We start from the raw sequence: 22,614 nt of genomic DNA, 5'->3' as shown, positions 1-22,614 counted from the left end.
TTAGCTAAATTTGCAGCCCTTTAGGGCCTGAATTTCGCAGACAGCATAACGGTCCGCTTTTGGCCGATAGCCGCCCTTCACGAACGGCTGCTATCGGCCAGAAGCGGACATTCGAGGCGTATCAAACGTCTGTTCCGGAGAGTTGTCGCTCCGTAGCCAACACCTCTACCCACCTTCGATAAACCTGCTCAGTCTTGCAGCGACTCGTGACAGCGCTGCCATGGTGTGTCAAGGCGGTTACTGGCAGCCGATGTTCTGCGTGTTGCCTCGCCGGGTTCTATCTTGGCTCGTGCAAGGACAGAATGCCGGAGAGCGCAGCCTGGAGAACGCCTTGTCCCGCGAAGGTGTGGCTGGGCTGGAATGCCCGGATGGCAATACATGCTGAGGAACATTAAACACCCCCCTAGGCCCTGCAGGGCTGAGCGCCTCTTCAAATCATAGGTAGTCCTCATAGTCGCGTATTTGATAGGTCAGGCTTTTCAACAGCTGGGGATCAAACGACAGTTGGAAAAGGCTGTTGGGCAAGCTCTGCGGTGACTCGATCACGCTTACCGATATCCGCCCGGTGTTCGCATCGCGCCAGGTCGCGCTAAGCCGATTCCCCCCCGGAACGGTTGCAACCCTCAACCACACTTGGCCACGCACGTCACTGGCGCTGACGGAACCTTGCTGCGTCAGCAGGCGGTCCCCGTCTCGAAGCGTAAGTTGCAGGGTCGCCAGTTCGTAACCTCGGTCATTGACCTGGAAGAACGAGACCACCTTGGTCAACCAATCAGGTGAAAGTGGCTGACGTCGGATAATCGCACTAATCACGCGTGGCTCATTGAGCCAATTGCCGGGCTCGACCAGCTCTGCGTAGCCTCCATCCAACTCCAGTGCCAGGCGTCTGTTACCCAACTGATCAGTCAGGCGAATGCCTGCTCCCAGCAGTACGCTATCACCGATCAGCGCACTGATATCGTCTAACGGCAACTCACCAGTGCTTGGCAAGATTTTACCCAAACCTCCCACCAGTCCCAGCAAATCGGATTGCCACCACTCTGGCTTTTTCTGACGCAGGAACTGTGCGTATTCGTTCATCGCCGCATAAGACCCCGTCTCCTTCGCGACGTAGAGCGCCAGCTTGGAGCGATAGGCACGGTCCGCCTCGTTCACATTGGCCTGGGCGAACGTCAAGGCCATAGGGTCTTCGAACAATTTGAGGTTATCGAATGCCAGCATTTTCATAGGCCAAACGCTATTTGCGTCAGCGATGAGGGTGCGCGAGAACGGTAGGAATGCACGGTCTAACTTCAGTCGCTCAAACAGCAGCTCCCGTTTGTGTTGGCTTAATGAAGGGTCGTTTACCAGTAGGGCAAGGGCCTTGCCGGTTGGGTCATCCATCCAAGCCGGTGCAAATAATCCACGACTACGGGTAATGATGGTCAGCGCATCGGAGAACTGCCCGGCATCCGATGAGGGATCCTGAAGAATCGCTAGTAGACGCTGCCGCTCGGCTTCCGTCAGAGACAATGAACCGTCGTGTCCACTCAGACGGTCACGGGCGAAACGCACCATGTATGCGTCGAGCAGCGCTTGAGTGCGCACTGCATCAAGTGCCCTGCTTTCATCGCTATCACCGTCTTCGAAGCGTAACCACCGATCAACCTTGTTCGTGAAGAGGTTCGTCAAGCTGTCGGTAAGGTTCTTGTAGCCAAAGAATGTTCCTACGGCTAATGCCAGGGTAATGAACGCGCCAACCGCGAGAATCCACTGCTTTATGTGATGAAGAATCGCCAGTGTTTTCTCAATGGCTCGCTCGGAGATCTTCGCCTCGGCATTGCCGATCAGGCTCTGGGCTTCGTGGAACAGACGCGTGTTTGACGTCTTGAGCTCTTCCAGCTCCAGGCGGAGGGCCCTGTTTTGCTCAAGCGCCTCGGCACGTAGTTGCGCCGCAGCCTTATCCAGGTGTAGGGAAATGAGATCCTTGGTAGCAGACAACAGCGTTCTTCCTTATATGTTCGGAGCGGCCAATGATTTCATACCCTCCGTTCCATGGACATCCTGTAACCCGCAGCGGTTTGAATCGCCCTAGATTGTCTAGACACATCGAACGGCTGCTTATGGCCGCTAGCTGCCTTACAGCAACGACAGCTTTGGGTCCATTCCTGCCGGTCAAGACCTACCCGTGCGCTGGCCACATCCGAGGCAAATGTCTGGTCAAGTCAGATGCAACTTTCCACGTGAGCGTCTAGGCGCTCCTGTGGCGCGCCCGACGGATAATCGCCCTTTCCTTTTGGTGCTGACCGGCCGCTAGCGATCGGTCACAAATAATTGCAAGGATTCACCCTCATCAAAAAGCCAAAAGCCAAAAGCCAAAAGCCAAAAGCCAAAAGCCAAAAGCCAAAAGCCAAAAGCCCGCAATTACGCGGGCTTTTGGTTTTCTCTGCTAGACGTACCGGTCTATGCCGGCTACGGGATCACTCCCACTCCATTATTGATAGAAAATATTTTTCTATCGAAATCAATCACTTGCTCAAGGAGCTTTTGTTGAGTGCCACGCTTAATACCATACCTCACGCGTGAACGGCGTTGCTTTGCTTATCGTCTCAGGATAAAAACCAGCAAGCTACATAACCCGAAAATTGAGCTCCTCTCGACAACCTGACCTTCCTCAACTGAGTGCTACGTTGATGGCCTCTTCCACCAGTTCCGGCGTCGCCTTGAACCACTCCACTGCACTGAAGGATCGCCCGTCCGGCCCTATCACCTTTAGAGCCGTGTGGTAGGTACGCAGCGCACGGTGAATGCGCTGTTCGGCTTCTTTCGCCGAGTAGCCCTTTAGTTCGTAAGTTACCAAAACCTCCACGGGCGCAAACAAGAACGTCGACTGAGTTTCGGCGCGGGCGACACGATCCTCGACTGTTCCTGATGTGGTGCCCACCTTAAGTAGTCCTTGGACTTCAGGCTTGTTTGATCGAGAACGCAGGACATAGACGAAGCCTGTTTGAGCGCCCTCGAAAAGGGGGCCGGCGCCCGCCGTACCGATTCTGCGGGCGTCTTTGTCCTCATAGAGCCGCCGTACCAGCGATGACATCAGCAAATTCGATTCCGTACCATTGTCGAAGATGACGCGCAGCCGTGCGTCCAGTTTGCCGTTGCGCCGGTGCTCGTCGCGAACATCAGCAACATGCACAATTTGCCCCTTTAGGACGAAGAACTCGCCCAGCTCTACGCGCTCCTGCCGAAAGGGTTGGGGGGTTCGCTTCCCGCCCTCGACAGTCTTCCGAACGCGTATAAACAACGACTCGAAGCGCTCGAAGTCGGGGCACGGGCGACGGTCAGCAACGAAGTCGGGTCGTGCCATCGGTTTCAGCTCTCCGCGCACCTCAAAGATGTCGAGATCGTCAGAAATGAGAGGATCATCCAGAGGGTCGGCACCGCTTGTCCTGCCGAAGATGAGGGCGCGCGTGTCGTAAGATGCGAGCCCATCAAGGTCCGCTTTCGATGCCCGCAGTCCAGCTAATTCATTGGCGAGCATGCGCTCTCGAACACCGCGTCCTGGCTCGGAGACAGGCTCGGCACCAGTCTCGTCGATAAATGCGTTAATACGCTTGATAACTTCGACTGCACGGTCGAGGAGGGGCGTTTGTGGCGCCCTCGGCTTCTCATCAGATGTGAGAAGAAGCTCATCGTTTAAGTAGTCGATTGTTTCAGGCATCAACTTCACCCTTGTCAGCCCCTGCCATAGCAGCGCGTTTGTCTCGCGAAAGCTTGCGCAGGAACGCCAAGGCTTCTGCTAGCCTTACCTCGCGGCCATTTGGAGAATTTAGATTGGGCTCACGGCCCTCGCGCTGGATAAATTCTTTGATACGCTGATAAAGCTTCTCAGCTTCTTCCTGCGTCATGCTTACCTTGAGGGCGCGGACCTCGCCGTGGAGGCGCGCAAGCAGCTCCTCGGAAAGTTCCTTGGATAGCAGTTCATATGCGTCATCGAAGTCTCGGCGGCCGCCGAGAAGATCGACCTGCAACTCCTGAACATTGATGAACCGCCTCGCCTGCTGAACGAAACGATCACCAGCGTTTGTGCCGGTCGTGGCATGCGCGCCATCGCCGTCCTCTTGCCCAGCAAAGAGAGACTGTTCCTCTTCGGAAAGGCTTGGAGTCTGAATGATGCTCGGGTCTTTTGCGACCTCACGGCCCAGCCCAGCGCGCACTCCGAATAGGCCAACCGCATCCTGGATTTGCTCTTCGGAGAAGCCGGGATAACGCCGTTTGATTACATCCGTGACTACGAGATCGTACATAACGTCCGTGTGGTGGTCATCGGGATTGATCATAACCGTGAGCGTGCGCGAGTCATTCTGCACGTCTGCGAACAAATCATTGAAGTCGGTTTCGATCGCTTCGATAGCCTTCGTATCGATCTCCGGCATACCAACAATTTCGATCTCTCCTGCATTGGTCACAGGCTCGGGCTTGAGCTTGTCGCCGGGCGAACCATCAAATCCGTCAGCACCTTTATGCGTACGGAACTTGAAGACTGGTGCCATCACCTGCTCCATCAGCAACGAGACGGAGATAGCCTTAAGCATATCGTTGACAGCGCGGCTTACCGCCTCGTCCTTGGCGAAGGGCGCTGAGACAAGGTTCGTAAACTGTGCCTCGGCCTTGCCGGGCGCATCGCGTGTCGCTCGGCCAATAATTTGCACCACTTCAGTCAGTGAGCCTCTATAGCCCACCGTGAGAACATGCTCGCACCACACCCAGTCGAAACCCTCTTTGGCCATCCCGAGTGCAATTATAATGTCGACGTCGTCGCGGTTCTTTACTGCGCGCAAACTCGCGAGTACCTTCTCGCGGTCTGCGCTGTCATCCACGAGATTCGCGATCTTGAGCGTACGGCCGCCAGCCGTCACGTGAACGAAACCTGTCACCAGGTTTACGCTGATCTGCGGATTCTTGCCCATCCGCTCGCCAATCGCATCCACGATCGCGTCCACAGCGAACATCTTGTTAAACCCGCTCCCCTCTGCCGAGCCGACGTGGGGGATATGCACGATGGTCTTGAGGCAGGGATCCAGCGCCGCGCCTATCGCGTCCAGATACTTACCTTGGTAGAAGCGGAAGTTGATGCGGAGCGTCTTTAGATATTCGTAGCCGTTGAGCTGCTCATAGTAAGTGTAAATCACCCTCTCGAAGCGCGCCTCGTCCTGCGGGTGCAGTACCGCCATGCCGTCACCGCGGAAGTAGGAACCCGTCATGGCGAGGATATGAGCCGCCTCACACCCAGCCTCGCCCGCTCTGTCGATCAGTCCGCGCAATAGGTTGCCGAGCCGACTGTTCTCGTCTGAAGACGCGTGGTGCAGTTCGTCCACGCAGACCAGCGTGCGGTCGAACAAGGCAACGTCATCAGTTTTAGCGTAGGCGGCGCGCAGAGTAGAGTGGGTGCAGAGAGCTGTCTGGGCGCCACCCTCGCCGCGAAGGAACCCGATCAGTTCATCGACCTTGCGGCCCGTTTCCGAGCCGACGGTGCAGAGGTCGAGGTCGAGCTGCCAGTCCGAATGGAAGCCGCCCGCGGCAAGACCAGCACTTCGAAAGGAGGCACCGATGGATCGTTCCGGCACCGCGATCACCACGCGATCGACGTCACGGGTTCTCAGCTTTTCGAGGCCCACGAACATGGCTGCACGTGACTTGCCCGAGGCAGGCGGCGACTTGACCAGAAGGTGCTGCGCGTCCCGCTTGTCCCACACGCGGACTTGCATTGCACGCATGCCGAAACTGTCGGTCGCCTTAGACGCGCCCGTTCCGTCGTAATTGAGCGTGATTGAGCCAAGACCGTTCTCACCCGCCTTGCTTTTCGTGTCACTCATGCGTCCACCTCTCCTCTGATCCCGAACGGCTTTTCATCTCCGAGCGCCATGCGTGCATAGAGTTGCAGCATATGCTCGATCCGGTCGGCGTCCGAGCGGTAGCGCCGGGAGCCGAAGATCGTCTCCATCGTCTCGTCCAGCTCCTCATGAGCGCGACGCAAGGCGCGTGGCATGGTGGCGGAGGCATACATATCCCCAAGCGAGCGCCCGAACCCCGCCTCCTTGCGCGCCTCGTCGATCGTCCACCAGTGCTCTTCGAGGTCCGCCTTGCGACGTCCCGAAAGGGGCGGGAGGGGAAAGGTGTTCCAGACGAGCGTGTTCGAGTAGCGCGGGTCCTCCTTGAGACGCCCGCCGACCGTCTCCAGCCATAATCGGTGCAGGCGCGAGGATAGGACAGCGGCCTGCCAGATCGCACCGTCGAAGATGCCGAAGGCCTCGCTGGACGTGATGTTTGTCTCGTCTTTTACATCGACGGGTAGGTAGTGGCGGTCCTTACTCGCTGGACGCGGAATCATGATTGTATGCGAAGCCGCCGCGCCTGGACGTTGCAAAAAGCGATGAGGCCGATCTGCAAACGCCTTTGAAATGTCGGACGCCTTCGGCTTGGAACGATCCTGCGTTACCGCTTCGAATCGTCTTGCCAGTTCAGGGATGGCCCTAGCCTCCTCGACCTCGTCGTCTCCCACCCACAGGCAATAACGCTCGATGCCCTTCATAAGTTCCTGAGAGCCGTAAAGCCGACGTACAAAGCGTGCCGCGGCCGGATGCGTCTCCAACAGGGCATCGCGATCGCCGCGGTCTAGTATCAAATTGCCGCCATCGGTCGGCTGGTTGCCGCGGGTCATCGGCTCAAGGTCAGGTGCGAGCGGCTTGCTCGTCTTTGCCACGATGGCAGTAGTCCCCGGCGCGAGGTAGGGACCGATTACCTCCACCTCGCGTACGGTTGCCCCGTCGAACAGGCGCTTAGGAGCACTACTCGGCCGTCCCATGCCAACGATAACGCAGGTCACGCCGGCATTATGCGCAGCGAGGTTGGACCATTTGAATGAGCGATGCGCGAAGCTTATCTCCATCCCATCGAGCAGATGCGGCCACAATTCAGGCACCTGCACGCCCTGCACGATGGAGTTAGTAGCCACGAAGGCAAAAGGCGCGCCGGTTGCCAACGCGTAATCGCGCGCCTTTACGAACCAAAGCGTCACATAGTCGAGATTGCCCCAATTTTTCACGCGCCCCTTGAATACGCGGGCCATGTCCGCCTTCTGCTCGGGCGACCAGTAAGACGAGCCGCGGAACTGCGGATTACCGACTACAATCGTCTCCGCCGTCGCATTCGGTGGGCATGCCTTTAGCCATTCGACCTCGGCCGCGTTGCCCCTCACTATCACGCCCGCCTTCTGGAGCGGGAGGAAGTCAGTTCGCTGACCGAGGTCCAGCTCCAATTGTTGGTCGCACTGGTACTTCGCAATCCAAAGACCGAGCCGTGCAGCCTGGCAAGCAAAATCGTCGATCTCTATTCCGAAGAACTGCTCTAACATGATGCCCGAAAGGCGCGGTATGGCGAGGCGGCGCATTGCCTCTATCTCCAGCGCCCGCATTTCCTTGTAGGCAAGGATCAAGAAATTGCCTGAGCCGCAGGCCGGATCAAACACACGGATGCGGCTCAGTCGCTCTAGAAAATCCCGCAGCCGAGCCTTGTTCACCCCGGCCCTATCTAACTCCGCTTGGAGCGAATCAAGTAGGATGGGATCCAGCACCTTCATGATGTTAGCTGGGGAGGTATAGTGCATCCCCAGCTCGCCACGCTTTTCCACGTCGACGACAGCCTGGAGCATAGAGCCAAAAATGTCAGGGTTGATAAGCTTCCAGTTCAGCCCTGCACAATCGAGGAGCAGCTTGCGACAGCGCCCGTCCAATCTCGGCAAGGGCACATTTTCATTAAATAGAGAGCCGTTGACGTACGGCAGCTTGGACCAACCCTTCGTCTCTGACGAGCGCTTGTCCCGCTCGGTGTTCATGTGCAGAAACGCGCCTTTGAGGAATGCTGCAAGGTCCGCTCCATCCGCGCTCGTCGACTGGCGCAAGGCGATCTCGAAGGCATCCTTCCCAAAGATACCAACATCGTCGGAGAACAGGCAGAACAGCATACGCGCCATGAAAATATTGAGCGCGTGCCGATCGGCTTCCGTAGTCCATCCTGGGTTGGCGTCGCGCACTGCGTCGTGGAAGCGCGAGATGAAGCGCGTAGCCCGAACGTCGGCCATACGCTCCTTTTTCGCAACGTAGCGTTCGTGTCCGCCCAGCGGGAAGAACACGTCGCCCTCCAGCGACAGCATATCGAGGCCGACACGAAGTGGCTCTTCGTCGAACTTGGAGCTCGTGTCATAGGCGGCGATCCGTTCGCCATCGTAAGCGAGCAGCACGCGGGGACGCCGCCCCTTGGGCGCAGCCTCGACTTCTGCACGAATCCGGTCCAGCGCCTTATCCGCTCCGCCGGGCTCGGTCGCCTCGAAGCGCAACATCCGCGTCCAAGTAAATGCGCCGTTCTTCGCGGTGTCGCGAAGTTTGGTGATAGTGGAGCGAGGAGCTCCCACAGCCTCCATCAGCGCCAAACCGAACGCCCCTCCAGCCGGAGGATCGGCAGCGAGATCATCTAGATTTGAGTATATTTCTCCTGGTGTTAGCATGGCGTTCGGTCTTGTTTCAGCAGGGATCCTTCCCCGATCCGTCTAATCCTATACCCATAGGTCGCACATGATCTTGGAGCCGGCCAAAGGATAGAAGCCAAATCATTTTCCTTTCAGGATCGCGCTTAGAAGAGATAAATGTAGCAACATGCGAACGGCATTATACGTCAGTGCTATGGAGATCAATACGATGAAAGCTGACGTAGTAGTACGGGCGCGTATCCCAGCGGACATGAAGGACAAGGCGCCACCTTGGACCGCTAGGAGTTGAGCGCCTGCAATCTTATCCGCCTAACCTTCCTACGGGTACCTGAGGAAGGGCGCTTACCTTTTGATCTGGCGGTGCCAACCTTTTCCATGCAGAGCCATGAACGAATTGGGACCGGGGCCGGGTAGCCTTTCGGTAGCGCGAAAAACTTTCCAATGGCTTGGGCGTCTGAAGTGCCAACCTCGTTAGCTCCAGCGTCTTCAGGCGTATGTGAAACGCGCCGAGGACCGCGACAATGGGCAGACGTCGCGTTTTGCTGCCATTACGGATAGTTGGGACAGGGTACCAGCTCAAACCCTGCATCCTCGTTCGTGAGCGACTTGATCTTGGAATAGCTTATCTGCCTATTCGTCGACGCAATCCTGACGCCGAAAATTCAAATAGTTTTGGATGGCTTTTACCATTTTTATAAAACCACGGTTTTGTGAACACAACAGCCAACCTCTCGACGCCAGCCCTAAGCGGCAAGGGTATTGAAGTAACTCGGGGAGGCAGCGACGCGGCGATAGAATTAATGTCTTCTGGAATGAATCGGGGACGATGCGAGGTTAAGCGTGCTGGGTCTGATCGAACGCTCCAAACGCGAGAGCTAGCTGTTGTAACAAAATAACCAGTTCTGCCGGGCAGCCGTCGCGTAGCACGTCAGCAAGTAGTTCAGCCGCATACGCAGGGTCCGCACCAAGCTGCTCGGCCATCGCCTCATTGTGCGATCGATCTCTCATTGGGTCACCACCTCTTGCTTTGAAACATTAGCTAAAGCCGATTCAGCATACATGAATATAGGGCGACGACATCAAACTCAAGACGGTCAAATGGAAGCCAGCAAATCAGCTATCGTTTTTTTGGTTTGCACATCAACGAACTGATAAGAGCTGAGATTTTACTTATGAGCTTTAACAATCGCCCAATCTTCATTCCAATCGTAACCTGCAACCTCGAAAATCCATCATTATGCTCTGTACATCAATGACGTTCGCGCCTTCTCCACATTTCTCTGCAAGCCAGAGCTTCAATAGCCCAGCAACCCGTCCGAGGTTGCAGTTTACCTTCGCCAAGTCATTCACTGCTCCCAGATCAACGACTGACTTTACCGGCATATTCAAACCCAATACTGGCAGATAGGCCGAGCATGCCATACCAGCTTCTTTAGAATGAGCAGTAATCGTCGCCATTTCTTCATCGGTGACCCAAACCTCGATTGGCTTGCCGCGTCTGCGAGCCGGTGTCTTTACTCTGGTGCCGCCTGTCATGGTTGCTCCTCTTTGCCGGTGCTGCCCCTAGACGCGGCAGCGGCTGCCTATATTGCAAAACAAGTTCCATTGAGCCGAAGGCGAATAAGGGGCGGTGTTGTACGGGCACGGGCTTGCCCGTACCCGTACAACACACATCTTGCCGTCTATTCCTATGCGATTCTATGCAACTGCAGCAAAGATGCCATTTGCATCTCGTCTAATCACGTAGATACGCGCAAGTTCGCATACATTCGCATACATTCGCATAGTGTCGCATTGATAAACGGCCTCAATCGCATAGAGTCGCGCAGAATCGCATAAAGCCGTCACAGCGAACGAGGTCGACTGAATTATCTAACGCCGGGCACCAAAACAGACTGATTGGTGGCGAGGGTGGCGGATCAGCCATTGGTTGCGGCAGCCCCTGCTGCTGCAGGTGCGGCGGATGCCGGAGGCATTAGCGGCGGCGGTCTGGCAGGAGCGATCAACTCTAGTATTACCTGTGCAAGCTCCGCTGGTGCTGCCTCGCCAGTAGGTGGCGCTACGTCCCCGGCCGTAGGGGCCAGCACTGATGGCGGTACAGCTACCCCATCGGCTACGTCCAGCAACGACGACCAGCAGACCGCTAAGTAGACCGGGAAGGCCGCGAAGAGCAGCGGTGACAATGGTCAGAAGGCAACACCGAAAAGCGGAGCTGTTATTTCCGGCAACGCACTGTCCCAAGCGGCCAATGGTGGCGCAAAAGCGCTTGGCATCATTGCATCACTGACAGTGTTGGGCATGGAAGATGCTTACTCAGCGACGCTTGGTGCTGGTCTTCCACAACCAGCTCACGGTGACTCCAGCTCGCTTAAATCCGCAGCGCCGCTGCGGAAGCCCCAGACATGGAAACCAATGTCATTCGACCAGATACGAACACCAGCTCGAATTCCGGACGCACCGATGTTCCGAGCACAACCTCAAGCAATGACCAACCGGAGAACCATGAATAGCATTCTGATGTTCGCTGGATTCGTCTTACTCGCCTCCACCCTGGCTATTGCCATGTAGGCGTTCGGCCGTAGGCTACGAAGCGAAGGCTACGGGCCATTGCTCGATAGACTGGATCGACAATGCGCCGCCTTGCGGCTTCGAGTTAGCCCGCTGGCCCTTTCGGCTTCCATTCACATGTTTTCCGGGGTGCAACACCTGAATCGCCTCCCACTGCTTGGTAGCAAGAGCGATGCTGATCAAGCCCAGCAAATCCTGGTGGCGATCCGAGGGGCGCAGGAAGCCTAAAGGTTTGACTCCCCCGGTAACCGCTGACCCTACAATTCCCCGCCAGAGTGCGGGGTGTTGTTTTCCGGAGATACCAAATCTTAGTAGTACGCACGGACCTGTCTCAACTCACCCTTTCGGACAAGCCCCCTACCGGTACTCCATCAGAGCGACGCCCCCAGACAGCCTTGATCAAAAGCGCGGAAGACTCTGCCGTTAGTAGCACGCACGGACTTTAAACACCTCGACCCTCAGCTCGTACAGCATACGGTCTAATGCGCAGGGGCTTCGCCATTAGTAATACGCACGGACTTGGTACACTGAATCGCCGGTGCGTTTATGTATCTAGAAACCGCCATGACTGATACAGCCATTTGCTTAGCGATGGCCCGTACGCTCAAGCCCTCGCGCCTGAGGGACTGTGCCTTCGCCTGCTTGGAGTTCGCGGCTTCAAGGTAGGTTTCCCGGTCTACCGCACCGGAGGCGCGTCTGCGACCTTCCTCGCGCTTCCTGTGCCGTTCCGCGGCTTCGGCCTGGCTGACGATGGTTTTAAGCTGACGCTGCTCGTCGGTGGTGATCCCGAACAGGTTGATAAGCGTGTCGTTTCGCGGCGTGTAAAGCGGTGTGTAGTCCTTGCCACCGAAGCTGATCTTTTCCCCAGCCTCGTAGGCTTTGGCCTTACTGAACAGCGTCATAAGCTCCTTCGAGCGGCTGTTCCATTGCGGATCGAGCTCGCGGGCTAGCGCGGCCGCCTCGTGGTACATCTGCTTGCTGTTAGTCGCCCCTGACAGCAACAGGAAATTCAGCCGCCAAAACAGATGCTGCATCCGGCTGCCTTCGCTAACGCCGCCTCGCAGCTCGGCGAGCTTGCGCAGGTCTTCGAGGCGATCCCATGCCAGCTGTCTACCGGAGAATCCACGCAAATTGCTGTCTTTGCCGCCGGACACCAAAAGGAAAGGCTTTTTCCTGGCGCGCTGCTCGGCAACCTCCTGCCGCTGCTGCTCGATCGTCCAGCGTGCCGCTGGTAGCAGCGCCTCGGTCAGATATTCAAAGTTGTAGCGAATCGGTTCGCTGTCTGCGCCTCTCTGGATATGAACAACGCGGCAGACTTCCCCGCTCTTGCTGTTGACCGTCTCCACGATGCGCAGCACACGGCTGGCGTCCTTGGCCATTGGGTCAGCGCCAACGTGCGCAAGGCGATCCACAAGGTATTGTTGACAAGCATTCCAACGAGGCAGAGCCTGACGCGGAATCGTGCCATCCAGCAGCCACTTGGCCTGTATGCCCCGGCCGCTGTAAATCAGCACGGATGGCAACGGCAAGCCCTCCTCGCCGCAAAAATACAGTACAGATGCCGCTAATGCCTCTGGGTTGCGTCCAGTCAGTGCTGGCACTCGGTAGGTGTCGAGGTCGACAAACAGCAGGCCTAGCCGCAGAAGGTTGACGACTCGCCTACTAGGCCGAATGAACTCAGCTTGGGACATCCATGTGTCACGTTCTTTGTCCAACAACGTGAGCACCTTCGGCATATCAGCCAAGCGATGAGAAGACTGGCGCTTTTCACCTCGGGAATCTACGAGCAAGGAAAAAAAGCCGGGTCTCTTGCTGTCGTGGTACATCTCCGCTTCGTACTGAGACCCGAAAAGGGCGAGCTGTGAGCTTGCGCCCGTCAGCTCTACCAGAGCGTTGGCAGTGTCTGAACGAGGAATCGATATCGACCTTGTCTCAGGCCCGATCCGCACCGTTCAGACTGCCATTCCTGGCCTTGGAGCGGGGCCAGCCACCCTACACGAATCAATCCACTCCTCTACCTCGGCCAAATCCCACACAACCTTGCGACTACTCACAGCAATGCGGCGCGGGAATTTACCCTTCATTTCAAAGTTATAGATCGTGCGCTCACACAGCGGAATCATCGCCAGGAGAGTCTTTTTGTCGATCAGTTTTTTGCTCGATGAATGCATAGCGAGGCCCTATCAGTCACAACGAATGTGTGCCTGATCGTGCCTGTATGTGCCTATTGCTTCGACGGAATAATTGGCTAAAATGGTTGACATGAAGAAACAGTCGACCATCGCTATTTGGGAGGGGTGTGACGCCTCCGTCAAAGACGCCCTACACAGATTCCTCGATCGCTGGCAGCCCTACTCCACAGCATCTAAACGTTATTCGATCTTTCGCCTGGTCGAAGAGCTTATCGATCCTGCCGTAGCGGCATACGCCAAAACCCTTCCATCGAGCTATCAGGGCCACATCCCCGGAGCGGGAACGAACGTAGCGTTCAGCACGATTATGCAGCTGGTTGGTAATGCCGCCATGGTTCGCCTACAGCGCCAATTGCTGCGAGCTTTTGTTCTGACGCATGACAAGCAGTCAGGGGTTGATCGTTGCTTCATTGCAACGCTTGAGACGTTGATAGAATTGGTGATGGCATGTAGACGCAAGCAGCCGTCGAAAAAAGATATGGGCGGTCTAAACGGTCAGCGTTTGAAAGGATTCTGTAGGTTCTGCGGCGCGCGAGCGGAACTTGCATTGTTCGCTGAAGGTGAGAGCCAGCGTGATATCGACGAACACTTACGCCTGAGCAACCTGTACTGCAGTGCTCATCGTCCAAAGACGCCAGATGGGATCTGGAATCCGGCATACAGGCAAGCAATGAGATCTGTAACTCAGTTCGATATAGAGCTGGCCAGACTCAGTAGGCAGTGCGCAATACGAACAGAGCCTCTAGCGAAGTCAGGCGACGAGCTCGTCGACGCGTATATCTTTCGATACATGCTTGGCCAAACCTTGCACCTAGCGGACGAATCGCAGCTAAGAAACCTTGCTCGCCTGATGGTAGACATGAAGCTGACAGACCGAAAAAAACAAATCCTCGCACTTCAAAAACTTGGCTTCAACCAGTCAGAAATTGCTCGCAGGTTAGCGATCGAGCGCCAAGCAGTATCTAAAGCTCTTCGCTCAGTTCCTGATTGCTTTCGACTTTCGACGCCGTGAGAGCATTGAACGGGGTAATTGCATCCACGTGGCCACGCGCCTGTATTCGACGTAATCAGTCTGTCGCATGACTGAGGAACGACAGCAGCCATCAACGCTCGGCAGATAACTACCAAAGCAGAATCTCGCTCAAAGGTGGAGGCTTACCCCCGAGGCGCTCCATCGTAATTCAAAATGCTTTTCTGCTCCCCATTCGACCTGATTAGCAAATGGTGACCAGGGCTATGCATCCTGATTTCGAGCCTCTTTAGCGGAGGCGAATTCCACCGTGATAAAGTACTCAGTCTCCTCCTTCGTGTTTGCGGTGATCTGCGCATTTGCGCCTGCTTGCAGCATTTGAGTTTGGATTTGGAACTCTATGTTGCGGTCGTTCGAGAACGACGTGGTCTCTTTGATTACGAGCGACGCTGCTTCACACGCACCGATTTCACGAGCCATCACCACCGCTGCCCAAGATGGTTCAAAGGCCAGCCAGAAATAATCCGCCCTAGTCAGGCGGTCGCCCTCATGCCACTGCTTACCCCTGAGCCGAAACTCCCTGGAGTCCATCGCATTCCTGGAATGATCGTTCTTGCTGGAGTAGGACGCACTACCACCGCCGTAACCAGCAACGTCAGTGGATGCAGATCCGTCGATTGAGCTACGAGCCACCTCAGCGGATTTTTTTGAGATCTGGATTCTGGTCGCTCCCATGTCGACCAGCATTTTGATCAGCTCTGCTTCACGCTCAGCGAGCAAAATTTGGTCATACCGCTCGCTTGGAATGTACAGGTTATGCTTGTCATGGGATGCGGCACCTGCCAGCGGATGACGCTTATAAACCTTTCCAACCAGCGGGTGCCCTGGCTCGAATCGGAACCCCGCCTTCTCGGCCTGAACGGGAGTCATAGAGTGCTTACGCATATACGCTGCAAATCGAGCAGCTTCTAGCGCCTGAGCTTCGTTCAACTGTTTTTGTTCTTCCGCATTCGCTACCGAATAGCGGGATAACAACTGAACAAAAAACGGGCTTATTGCCGCTGCGCCGACTGCAGAGGCTAAAAGTCCAATCGGAGTGGTCCGCATCGTAGCGATAGCGGCAAGGCTCAATCCGCTCAACGCCAGCTTATCCCAGCTTTTCTCATCTGGTGCGATTGGGCTAAGCGAGCCCTCTACGTGTTCGACTAGAGCATCTTCTGTCACGTAAATGTGATCAAGCACTAATGGCCCAAGGGTCTCGTCTTCACTAGGAAGATTGATTACATTCACTTGCGATCACCTCTGGGTATAGTTGGTCATACCTGCTTCGACTGATTTTCCAATTTCTTGAATTTTTGTGATGAGCGTGATGTGAAGGTGCGGGCGTGGAGCATGGCTGACCACTGGTGTCTGGGCAGCGCCTACCCATTTGTTTTCCGAGGTTTCTTAAGCGTCCATTCATCAATCATATCAGCCCAATCCTGCAACATTGCACGACGCTGATCCCGATACTCGGCCTTGTTGTAAACGGCTCGCACACCCTTCTGTTCGTGCGCTAAACACTTCTCGATCCAGTCAGAGTTGTAACCCGCCTCGTGCAGCAGCGTGCTAGCTGTGCGGCGTAGGTCATGGGGGCCGAATTTTACTAGCGGCACCCCCTCCTTTTGGGCAAGGCGATAGGTGAGTGTCAGTACCTGGTTGATCGTGGCGGCACTCATTGGCAAATCGGAGTCGTAGCGTGACGGCAGGATGTACTCAGAACCTCCAGCCAAAGTTTTCAGCGCAATGAAGAAATCCAATGCCTGACGGGACAGAAACACCAAATGAGGGTTTCGGCGCTTCATCCGCTCTTTGGGGATCGTCCATAGCGCCTCGCTGAAATTGATTTCACTCCACGTCGCATTGGTCAGCTCGCTTTTGCGTACCATCGTAAGCAGAAGGAGTTTGGCTGCGGCACGAACCGACGTCGCTGTCCCGATCCGATCCATGTACTGGTACATCAGCGCAATTTCATCAGGTGTCAGCGCCCGATCACGTGGCTCAAATTTGGCGATGCTGGCAGACCTCACCAGATCCGCCGGGTTTTCAACCTTCTGACCACGCTCAATAGCCCAGCGGTAGACCTGCAGCACGATCTCACGGGAGTGGACAGCAGTTGCAGGTGCACCCCGCTCCACTATCGCGTCAGTCAGCGCCCGCAGATCCTCGTGAGTAATTTCAGCCAGCTTCTGATTGCCAAACTTCGGCTTCAATTCGCGCTCGTAGACTGAACGGCGCATGTCTCGTGTCGAGTCCGCCATCTGATAGCCGCGCAGCCATTTTTCAGCCCAATCATCAAAGGTCTCAGCACCTTTGGTGCGAGCCTTCGCACGCGCCTTTTCCTTAGCTGGCGACTTACCTGCGGCGATCATCTTCTTCGCCTCCCCTAGCCTCTCACGCGCCTCTGCCAGGGTGATCCCGCCCAAGCCATAACGACCGAAGGTGACGGTCTCCTGCCGGCCATTGATGGAGTAGTTGTAGCGGAAGGAAATTGAGCCGGCCGGTGTAACGCCACGTACAAGCCATCACGGTCAATCACCTTGTAGAGCTTGTCTTGCGGCTTGAGGTTTCGAAGCTTGGTATCAGTGAGCATGGCTTCCGTTTATTCCATGAAAAAATACCATGCTCTGAAAAGCGCGGAAGAATGGGGCTTAACCCCAATAAAACCGGGCCTCTTGGCTATCCCGATACCATGCCCATCCTGAAACAAGGGACATGGTATCAAGCATCATGCATGGCATCGGATGCAGTTAGTACCCCGTACCATGCCATAAAAAAACCATGCTTGGCGATGCAGAACGCTACCTGAACTTGCCAAACCCAAAAAGCCAAAAGCCCGCAATTACGCGGGCTTCAGGGCATTTTTTGCTAGATCGTGCCGGGCAGTGCCGGACGCGGGATCATTCCCACTCAATCGTCGCCGGCGGCTTGCTCGAGACGTCGTAGGTGACGCGGGAGATGCCGTCGATTTCGTTGATGATGCGGTTGGAGACCTTTTCCAGCAGCTCGTAGGGCAGATGGGCCCAGCGGGCGGTCATGAAGTCGATGGTTTCCACCGCGCGCAGGGCCACGACCCAGGCGTAGCGGCGGCCGTCGCCGACCACGCCGACGGATTTCACCGGTTGGAAGACAACGAAGGCCTGGCTGACCTTGTGGTACCAGTCGGCCTTGCGCAGTTCGGTGATGAAGATGTCGTCGGCGCGGCGCAGCAGGTCGGCGTATTCCTTCTTCACTTCGCCGAGGATGCGCACGCCCAGGCCCGGGCCCGGGAAGGGATGGCGGTAGACCATGTCGTAGGGCAGGCCCAGCTCCAGGCCGATCTTGCGCACCTCGTCCTTGAACAGTTCGCGCAGCGGCTCGACCAGCTTGAGGTTCATTTCCTCGGGCAGGCCGCCGACGTTGTGGTGGGACTTGATGACGTGGGCCTTGCCGGTCTTGGCGCCGGCCGACTCGATGACGTCGGGGTAGATGGTGCCCTGGGCCAGGAACTTGATGTTGTCGAGCTTGCTGGCTTCGGCGTCGAAGACGTCGATGAAGGTGCGGCCGATGATCTTGCGCTTCTTCTCCGGGTCGGCTTCGCCTTCCAGGTTGGTCAGGAAGCGCTGCTCGGAATTGGAGCGGATCACCTTGACGCCCATGTTCTCGGCGAACATGGCCATCACCTGGTCACCCTCGTGCAGGCGCAGCAGGCCGTTGTCAACGAAGACACAGGTCAGTTGCTCGCCGATGGCCTTGTGCAGCAGGGCCGCGACCACGGAGGAGTCGACGCCGCCGGAGAGGCCCAGCAGCACGTTGGCGCTGCCGACCTGGGCGCGCACCTGGGCGATGGCGTCCTCGACGATGTTGGCCGGGGTCCAGAGGGCTTCGCAGCCGCAGATGTCCTTGAGGAAGCGCGAGAGGATGCGCCCGCCCTGCTTGGTGTGGGTCACCTCGGGGTGGAACTGCACGCCGTACCAGCCGCGCTCGTCGTCACCCATGGCGGCGATGGCGCAGCTCGGGGTGCTGGCGACGATGTGGAAGCCGTCCGGCAGCTTGCCGACCTTGTCGCCATGGCTCATCCAGACGTCCAGGCCGAGTACGCCGTCGTCGTCGATGTGGTCCTGGATGCCTTCGAGCAGGCGGCTCTTGCCGACCACGTCGACCTTGGCATAGCCGAATTCACGGATGTTGGAGCCTTCGACCTTGCCGCCGAGTTGCTCGGCCATCGTCTGCATGCCGTAGCAGATGCCGAACAGGGGTACGCCCAGGTCGAAAACCGCCTTGGGTGCGCGCGGGCTGCCGGCCTCATGGACCGACTCGGGACCACCGGCGAGGATGATGCCGCGCGGAGCGAAGGCGCGGATGTCGGCGTCGTCCATGTCGAAGGGGTGCAGCTCGCAATAGACGCCCAGTTCGCGCACGCGGCGGGCGATGAGCTGGGTGTACTGGGAGCCGAAGTCGAGGATGAGGATGCGGTGGGCGTGGATGTCTTGGGACATGGCCAGGTCTCGATAGCGCTAGGTTCAGACGATTCGGGGCTGTCTAGACAGCCCCGAATCGCAACGTAGGAACAGGTTGGGAATCAGCCCACGCGGTAGTTGGGCGCTTCCTTGGTGATCTGCACGTCGTGGACGTGGGATTCGGCCATGCCGGCGCCGGTGATGCGCACGAACTGCGGCTTGGTGCGCATCTGCTCGACGGTGGCGCAACCGGTGTAGCCCATGGAGGCGCGCAGGCCGCCCATCAGCTGGTGGATGATCGCCGCCAGCGGGCCCTTGTAGGGGACGCGGCCTTCGATGCCTTCGGGGACCAGCTTCTCGGCGCCGGAGGCGGAATCCTGGAAGTAGCGGTCGCTGGAGCCCTGGGTCTGGGACATGGCGCCCAGGGAGCCCATGCCGCGGTAGGACTTGTAGGAGCGGCCCTGGAACAGCTCGACCTCGCCCGGGGCCTCTTCGGTACCGGCGAACATGGAGCCCATCATCACGCAGTAGCCACCGGCGACGATGGCCTTGGACAGGTCACCGGAGAAGCGGATGCCGCCGTCGGCGATCAGCGGCACGCCGGTGCCTTCGAGGGCGGCGGCGACGTTGGCGATGGCGGAGATCTGCGGTACGCCGACACCGGCGACGATGCGGGTGGTGCAGATGGAGCCCGGGCCGATGCCGACCTTGACCGCGTCGGCGCCGGCGTCAGCCAGGGCCTTGGCGGCTTCGGCGGTGGCGATGTTGCCGCCGATGACCTGGACCTGCGGATAGGTCTGCTTGACCCAGCGCACGCGCTCGATCACGCCCTTGGAGTGACCGTGGGCGGTGTCGACCACGATGACGTCGACACCGGCGGCGACCAGGGCGGCCACGCGCTCGGGGGTCTCGGCGCCGGTACCGACGGCCGCGCCGACGCGCAGGCTACCGGCGTCGTCCTTGCTGGCGTTGGGGTAGGCCTTGGCCTTTTCGATGTCCTTGACGGTCATCATGCCCTTGAGCGCGAAGGCTTCGTCGACGATCAGCACCTTCTCGATGCGATGCTTGTGCAGCAGCTCGCGGACTTCCTGCTTGTCGGCGCCTTCGCGCACGGTGACCAGGCGATCCTTAGGGGTCATGACTTCGCGCACCGGCACGTCGAGACGGGTCTCGAAGCGCACGTCGCGGGAGGTGACGATACCGACCAGGTCGCGACCGGACAGCACCGGTACGCCGGAGATGTTGTGCAGGCGGGTCAGGTCGAACAGATCGCGCACGCTGGCGTCGGCGTCGATGGTGATGGGGTCCTTCACCACGCCGGCCTCGAAGCGCTTGACCTTGCGGACTTCCGCGGCCTGCTGCTCGACGGTCATGTTCTTGTGGATGATGCCGATGCCGCCTTCCTGGGCCATGGCGATGGCCAGACGGGACTCGGTCACGGTGTCCATGGCGGCGGACACCAGGGGAATGTTCAGCTCGATGCCACGGGTCAGGCGGGTCTTGAGACTGACGTCTTTCGGCAGGACATCCGAATAGCCGGGGATGAGGAGAACATCGTCGAACGTCAGAGCTTCTTGGCTGATGCGCAGCATGGCGGGCGCTCCCGGGCGGGAAAATTTAGGAGCGCGACATTATACCTGCGCTTGGGGATGGGCGGCAACGGACCTGGACACCAACGGTAAGAGGATTCGATTTACGTGAGAATGACTATCAACATAGAATCGCCGCCACTTTCCCCGCCCCTTCCGAGATTGCCCTTGAACACGCCGCCCAGAGCCCTTCGCCGTTTCGTGCCCTTCGCCTTCAGCACCCTGGCCCTGGCGACCAGTTCGAGCCTCCTGGCCGCGGAAAACGCCACCCTCGCGCCCATGGACATTTCCGCCACGGCCAGCGAGGCGGACGACAGCTATCGGGCGGCTACCGCTTCCACGGCGAGCAAGAGCGATGTGCCGATCAAGGAAGAGGCGCAGTCGGTGCAGACCGTGACCCCGCAGCTGATCCAGGACTACGAGGTGCGGACCCTGGACGACGCCTCGAAATTCGTCAGCGGCGTGACCCAGGGCAACACCCTGGCCGGGACCAAGGACGCCTTCGTCAAACGCGGTTTCGGCAGCAACAACGACGGCTCCATCTTTCGCGACGGGGTGCGCTCGAATCTGTCGCACAACTTCGACGCCACCGCCGAGCGCGTGGAAGTCCTGAAGGGCCCCGCCTCTCTGCTCTATGGCGCCCTGGAGCCCGGCGGCCTGATCAACGTGGTCAGCAAGCAGCCGCAGTATCAACCGCTTACCACCCTGAGCGGCTCGGCCTACAGCGAAGGCGGCGGCAATCTCGGCGTCGACACCACCGGCCCCCTGGGTGACAGCGGCTTCGCCTATCGGCTGATCGCCGAGCGGCAGAGCGAGGACTACTGGCGCAACTATGGCGTGGATCAGCACACCCTGGTGGCGCCGTCGCTGTCCTGGACCGGCGAGCGCGCCAGCCTGACCCTGGCCTATTCCTATAACGATTACACCGGCCCGGTGGATCGGGGGACGGTGTTCGTCAATGGGCATCCCAGCAGCGCCAGCTACGACAAACGCCTCGACGAGAAATGGTCCGAGACCAAAGGCATCACCGAGACAGCCAGCGCTCGTTTCGAGTACCAGCTCAGCGATGACTGGAAGACCCGGCTGATCTATGCCTGGAACAACGACCGCTATGGGCTTTCGTTCGCTCAGCCGCAGACGTCCAATCAACTGGCGACCACTGGCCAGCTGAATCGCCAGGCGAATGGCGGGCACTATGACTATGAGACCAAGTACGCCAGCTGGGACTTTGTCGGTCGCCAGGAGCTGTTCGGGCAACGGCACGATCTGCTGGTCGGTGTCGATCACGAAGACAACAATCAGGTGCGTGGCAAGACCTACCGCAACACGGGCGCCACACCGAGCTTCAACATCTTCAATCCCAGCTATGGTCGCTTGGCTGCGCCCAGCCGGGTCGACCCCGCAACCAGCGACCTGGTCAGCGAGCTGGAATCTACCTCGCTCTACGTCAAGGACAACTGGCATCTGAACGATCGCTGGATCCTGGTACTGGGCGGTCGCTATCAGCACTTCGACCAGTACGGTCGCGTGGGCGCAGGCAACAGCCGTCGCGAAACCCTGGATCGCCAGGACAATGCCTTGCTGCCGCTGGCCGGTGTCGTGTTCAAGGCCACCGATGAGCTGTCGCTCTACGGCAACTACAGCCGCTCCTTTGTCCCGAACACCCAGGATGGCTCCGGCAATACCTTCGATCCGGAGGAAGGTCGTAGCTACGAAGTGGGGGCCAAGTATGACCTCGCACCCGGGCTCAATCTGAACGTGGCGCTCTATGACATTGAAAAGACCAATGTCGTGGTACCGACGGGTAGGCTCAATGTCAGCGAAGCCGCCGGCAAGGTCGGCTCACGTGGCGTGGAGGTGGACCTTACCGGTCGCCTGGCCGAGCGCTGGGACGTTGTCGCCACCTACGCCTACGATCACACCGAGGTGCTCGACGACCCCAGCAACGAGGGCAAGCGCCTGTCCCAGGCGCCCAAGCACAGCGGCAGTCTCTACCTGACCCACCACCTGCTGGTGCCGTCCAACCTGGGTGGCTGGCACCTCGGCGGCGGCGCGCGCTACGTCGGCGAGCGGGCCGGCGATGCGGCCAACAGCTTCTACATGAGCAGCTACACCGTGGCCGACGCCTTCCTGCGTTGGGACCTGCCGGTGACCGGATACCAGACCCGCTTGCAGCTCAACGTCGACAACCTGTTCGACAAGCAGTACTACCCATCGAGCGCCAACAGCCCGCTGCAGGTCGCGGTGGGCGAGCCGCGAACGGCGCGGCTGAGTGCCACGGTGAGCTTCTAAG

At 58.1% G+C, this 22,614-nt stretch carries 12 protein-coding genes and 3 pseudogenes; 4 read left to right on the top strand and 11 right to left on the bottom strand.

Going from position 1 to position 22,614, the window contains the following annotated elements; genetic code table 11:
* Positions 1-184: 184 nt before the first annotated feature.
* Positions 185-385, top strand: a pseudogene (locus tag FHR73_RS22650) (molybdenum cofactor guanylyltransferase MobA); the annotation flags it as partial.
* 50 nt (positions 386-435) lie between these two features.
* Here the strand turns inward: FHR73_RS22650 and FHR73_RS00825 are convergent.
* From FHR73_RS00825 to FHR73_RS00805, 5 genes are all read right to left on the bottom strand, one after another.
* The gene (locus tag FHR73_RS00825; protein ID WP_183628792.1) at positions 436-1,980 is read right to left on the bottom strand and encodes a hypothetical protein; all 1,545 of its coding nucleotides are present in this window, start codon (positions 1,978-1,980) and stop codon (positions 436-438) included.
* 673 nt (positions 1,981-2,653) lie between these two features.
* Positions 2,654-3,700 carry a GIY-YIG nuclease family protein gene (locus tag FHR73_RS00820; RefSeq protein WP_183628790.1) on the bottom strand — a complete coding sequence of 349 codons (1,047 nt, stop codon included), beginning with the start codon at positions 3,698-3,700 and terminating at the stop codon, positions 2,654-2,656.
* Positions 3,693-5,855, bottom strand: a complete 2,163-nt coding sequence (locus FHR73_RS00815) for a DEAD/DEAH box helicase (protein WP_183628788.1) — start codon at positions 5,853-5,855, stop codon at positions 3,693-3,695. Before FHR73_RS00815 ends, FHR73_RS00820 begins: the two co-directional genes overlap by 8 nt.
* Positions 5,852-8,542 (bottom strand): DNA methyltransferase, encoded by a 2,691-nt coding sequence (locus FHR73_RS00810; protein ID WP_409258635.1) that lies wholly within the window; start codon positions 8,540-8,542, stop codon positions 5,852-5,854. Before FHR73_RS00810 ends, FHR73_RS00815 begins: the two co-directional genes overlap by 4 nt.
* 1,179 nt (positions 8,543-9,721) lie before the next feature.
* Entirely contained in the window at positions 9,722-10,060 is a 339-nt protein-coding gene (locus tag FHR73_RS00805; RefSeq protein ID WP_183628784.1) for a plasmid mobilization protein, read from the bottom strand.
* 966 nt (positions 10,061-11,026) lie between these two features.
* Between FHR73_RS00805 and FHR73_RS22460 the strand changes: the two are divergent.
* A pseudogene (locus tag FHR73_RS22460) lies at positions 11,027-11,320 on the top strand (hypothetical protein).
* 251 nt (positions 11,321-11,571) lie between these two features.
* On the opposite strand, the gene FHR73_RS00800 reads toward FHR73_RS22460, so the two are convergent.
* Positions 11,572-12,918: a replication protein gene (locus FHR73_RS00800; RefSeq protein ID WP_183628782.1), complete on the bottom strand. Its 1,347-nt coding sequence runs from the start codon at positions 12,916-12,918 to the stop codon at positions 11,572-11,574.
* 126 nt (positions 12,919-13,044) lie between these two features.
* Positions 13,045-13,263, bottom strand: a complete 219-nt coding sequence (locus tag FHR73_RS00795; RefSeq protein WP_183628780.1) for an AlpA family transcriptional regulator — start codon at positions 13,261-13,263, stop codon at positions 13,045-13,047.
* 91 nt (positions 13,264-13,354) lie between these two features.
* Between FHR73_RS00795 and FHR73_RS00790 the strand changes: the two genes are divergently transcribed.
* Complete coding sequence (locus tag FHR73_RS00790; protein WP_260175360.1) at positions 13,355-14,296, top strand: LuxR family transcriptional regulator; 942 nt, start codon at positions 13,355-13,357, stop codon at positions 14,294-14,296.
* A gap of 222 nt (positions 14,297-14,518) precedes the next feature.
* Here FHR73_RS00790 and FHR73_RS00785 read toward each other — a convergent pair whose 3' ends face one another.
* The 4 genes and pseudogenes from FHR73_RS00785 to guaB form a co-directional block, all read right to left on the bottom strand.
* The gene (locus FHR73_RS00785; RefSeq protein ID WP_183628776.1) at positions 14,519-15,544 is read right to left on the bottom strand and encodes a hypothetical protein; all 1,026 of its coding nucleotides are present in this window, start codon (positions 15,542-15,544) and stop codon (positions 14,519-14,521) included.
* A 131-nt stretch (positions 15,545-15,675) separates the two neighbouring features.
* Positions 15,676-16,886: pseudogene (locus FHR73_RS00780) on the bottom strand (tyrosine-type recombinase/integrase).
* A gap of 307 nt (positions 16,887-17,193) precedes the next feature.
* A complete protein-coding gene (gene guaA, locus FHR73_RS00775) occupies positions 17,194-18,771 on the bottom strand; it encodes a glutamine-hydrolyzing GMP synthase (protein WP_183628774.1) in 1,578 nt (525 codons plus the stop codon).
* An 83-nt stretch (positions 18,772-18,854) separates the two neighbouring features.
* Positions 18,855-20,324 (bottom strand): IMP dehydrogenase, encoded by a 1,470-nt coding sequence (guaB, locus tag FHR73_RS00770; protein WP_093254485.1) that lies wholly within the window; start codon positions 20,322-20,324, stop codon positions 18,855-18,857.
* 165 nt (positions 20,325-20,489) lie between these two features.
* Here guaB and FHR73_RS00765 point away from each other — a divergent pair, with 165 nt between their 5' ends.
* Positions 20,490-22,613, top strand: a complete 2,124-nt coding sequence (locus tag FHR73_RS00765) for a TonB-dependent siderophore receptor (protein ID WP_183628772.1) — start codon at positions 20,490-20,492, stop codon at positions 22,611-22,613.
* Position 22,614: the final 1 nt, after the last annotated feature.

The sequence above is a fragment of the Pseudomonas sp. AS2.8 genome, from assembly GCF_014190935.1.
Classification (GTDB): Bacteria; Pseudomonadota; Gammaproteobacteria; order Pseudomonadales; family Pseudomonadaceae; genus Chryseomonas.
The sequence above is the reverse complement of the archived record's forward strand: the minus strand, read 5'-3'. Positions and strand labels throughout refer to the sequence as shown.

Excerpts from the sequence above, each read along its gene's own strand:
- guaB (WP_093254485.1), bottom strand. The coding sequence starts at position 20,324 with ATGCTGCGCATCAGCCAAGAAGCTCTGACGTTCGACGATGTTCTCCTC.
- FHR73_RS00820 (WP_183628790.1), bottom strand. The coding sequence starts at position 3,700 with ATGCCTGAAACAATCGACTACTTAAACGATGAGCTTCTTCTCACATCT.
- FHR73_RS00810 (WP_409258635.1), bottom strand. The coding sequence starts at position 8,542 with ATGCTAACACCAGGAGAAATATACTCAAATCTAGATGATCTCGCTGCC.
- FHR73_RS00795 (WP_183628780.1), bottom strand. The coding sequence starts at position 13,263 with ATGCATTCATCGAGCAAAAAACTGATCGACAAAAAGACTCTCCTGGCG.
- FHR73_RS00800 (WP_183628782.1), bottom strand. The coding sequence starts at position 12,918 with ATGTACCACGACAGCAAGAGACCCGGCTTTTTTTCCTTGCTCGTAGAT.
- FHR73_RS00815 (WP_183628788.1), bottom strand. The coding sequence starts at position 5,855 with ATGAGTGACACGAAAAGCAAGGCGGGTGAGAACGGTCTTGGCTCAATC.
- FHR73_RS00790 (WP_260175360.1), top strand. The coding sequence starts at position 13,355 with ATGAAGAAACAGTCGACCATCGCTATTTGGGAGGGGTGTGACGCCTCC.
- FHR73_RS00805 (WP_183628784.1), bottom strand. The coding sequence starts at position 10,060 with ATGACAGGCGGCACCAGAGTAAAGACACCGGCTCGCAGACGCGGCAAG.
- guaA (WP_183628774.1), bottom strand. The coding sequence starts at position 18,771 with ATGTCCCAAGACATCCACGCCCACCGCATCCTCATCCTCGACTTCGGC.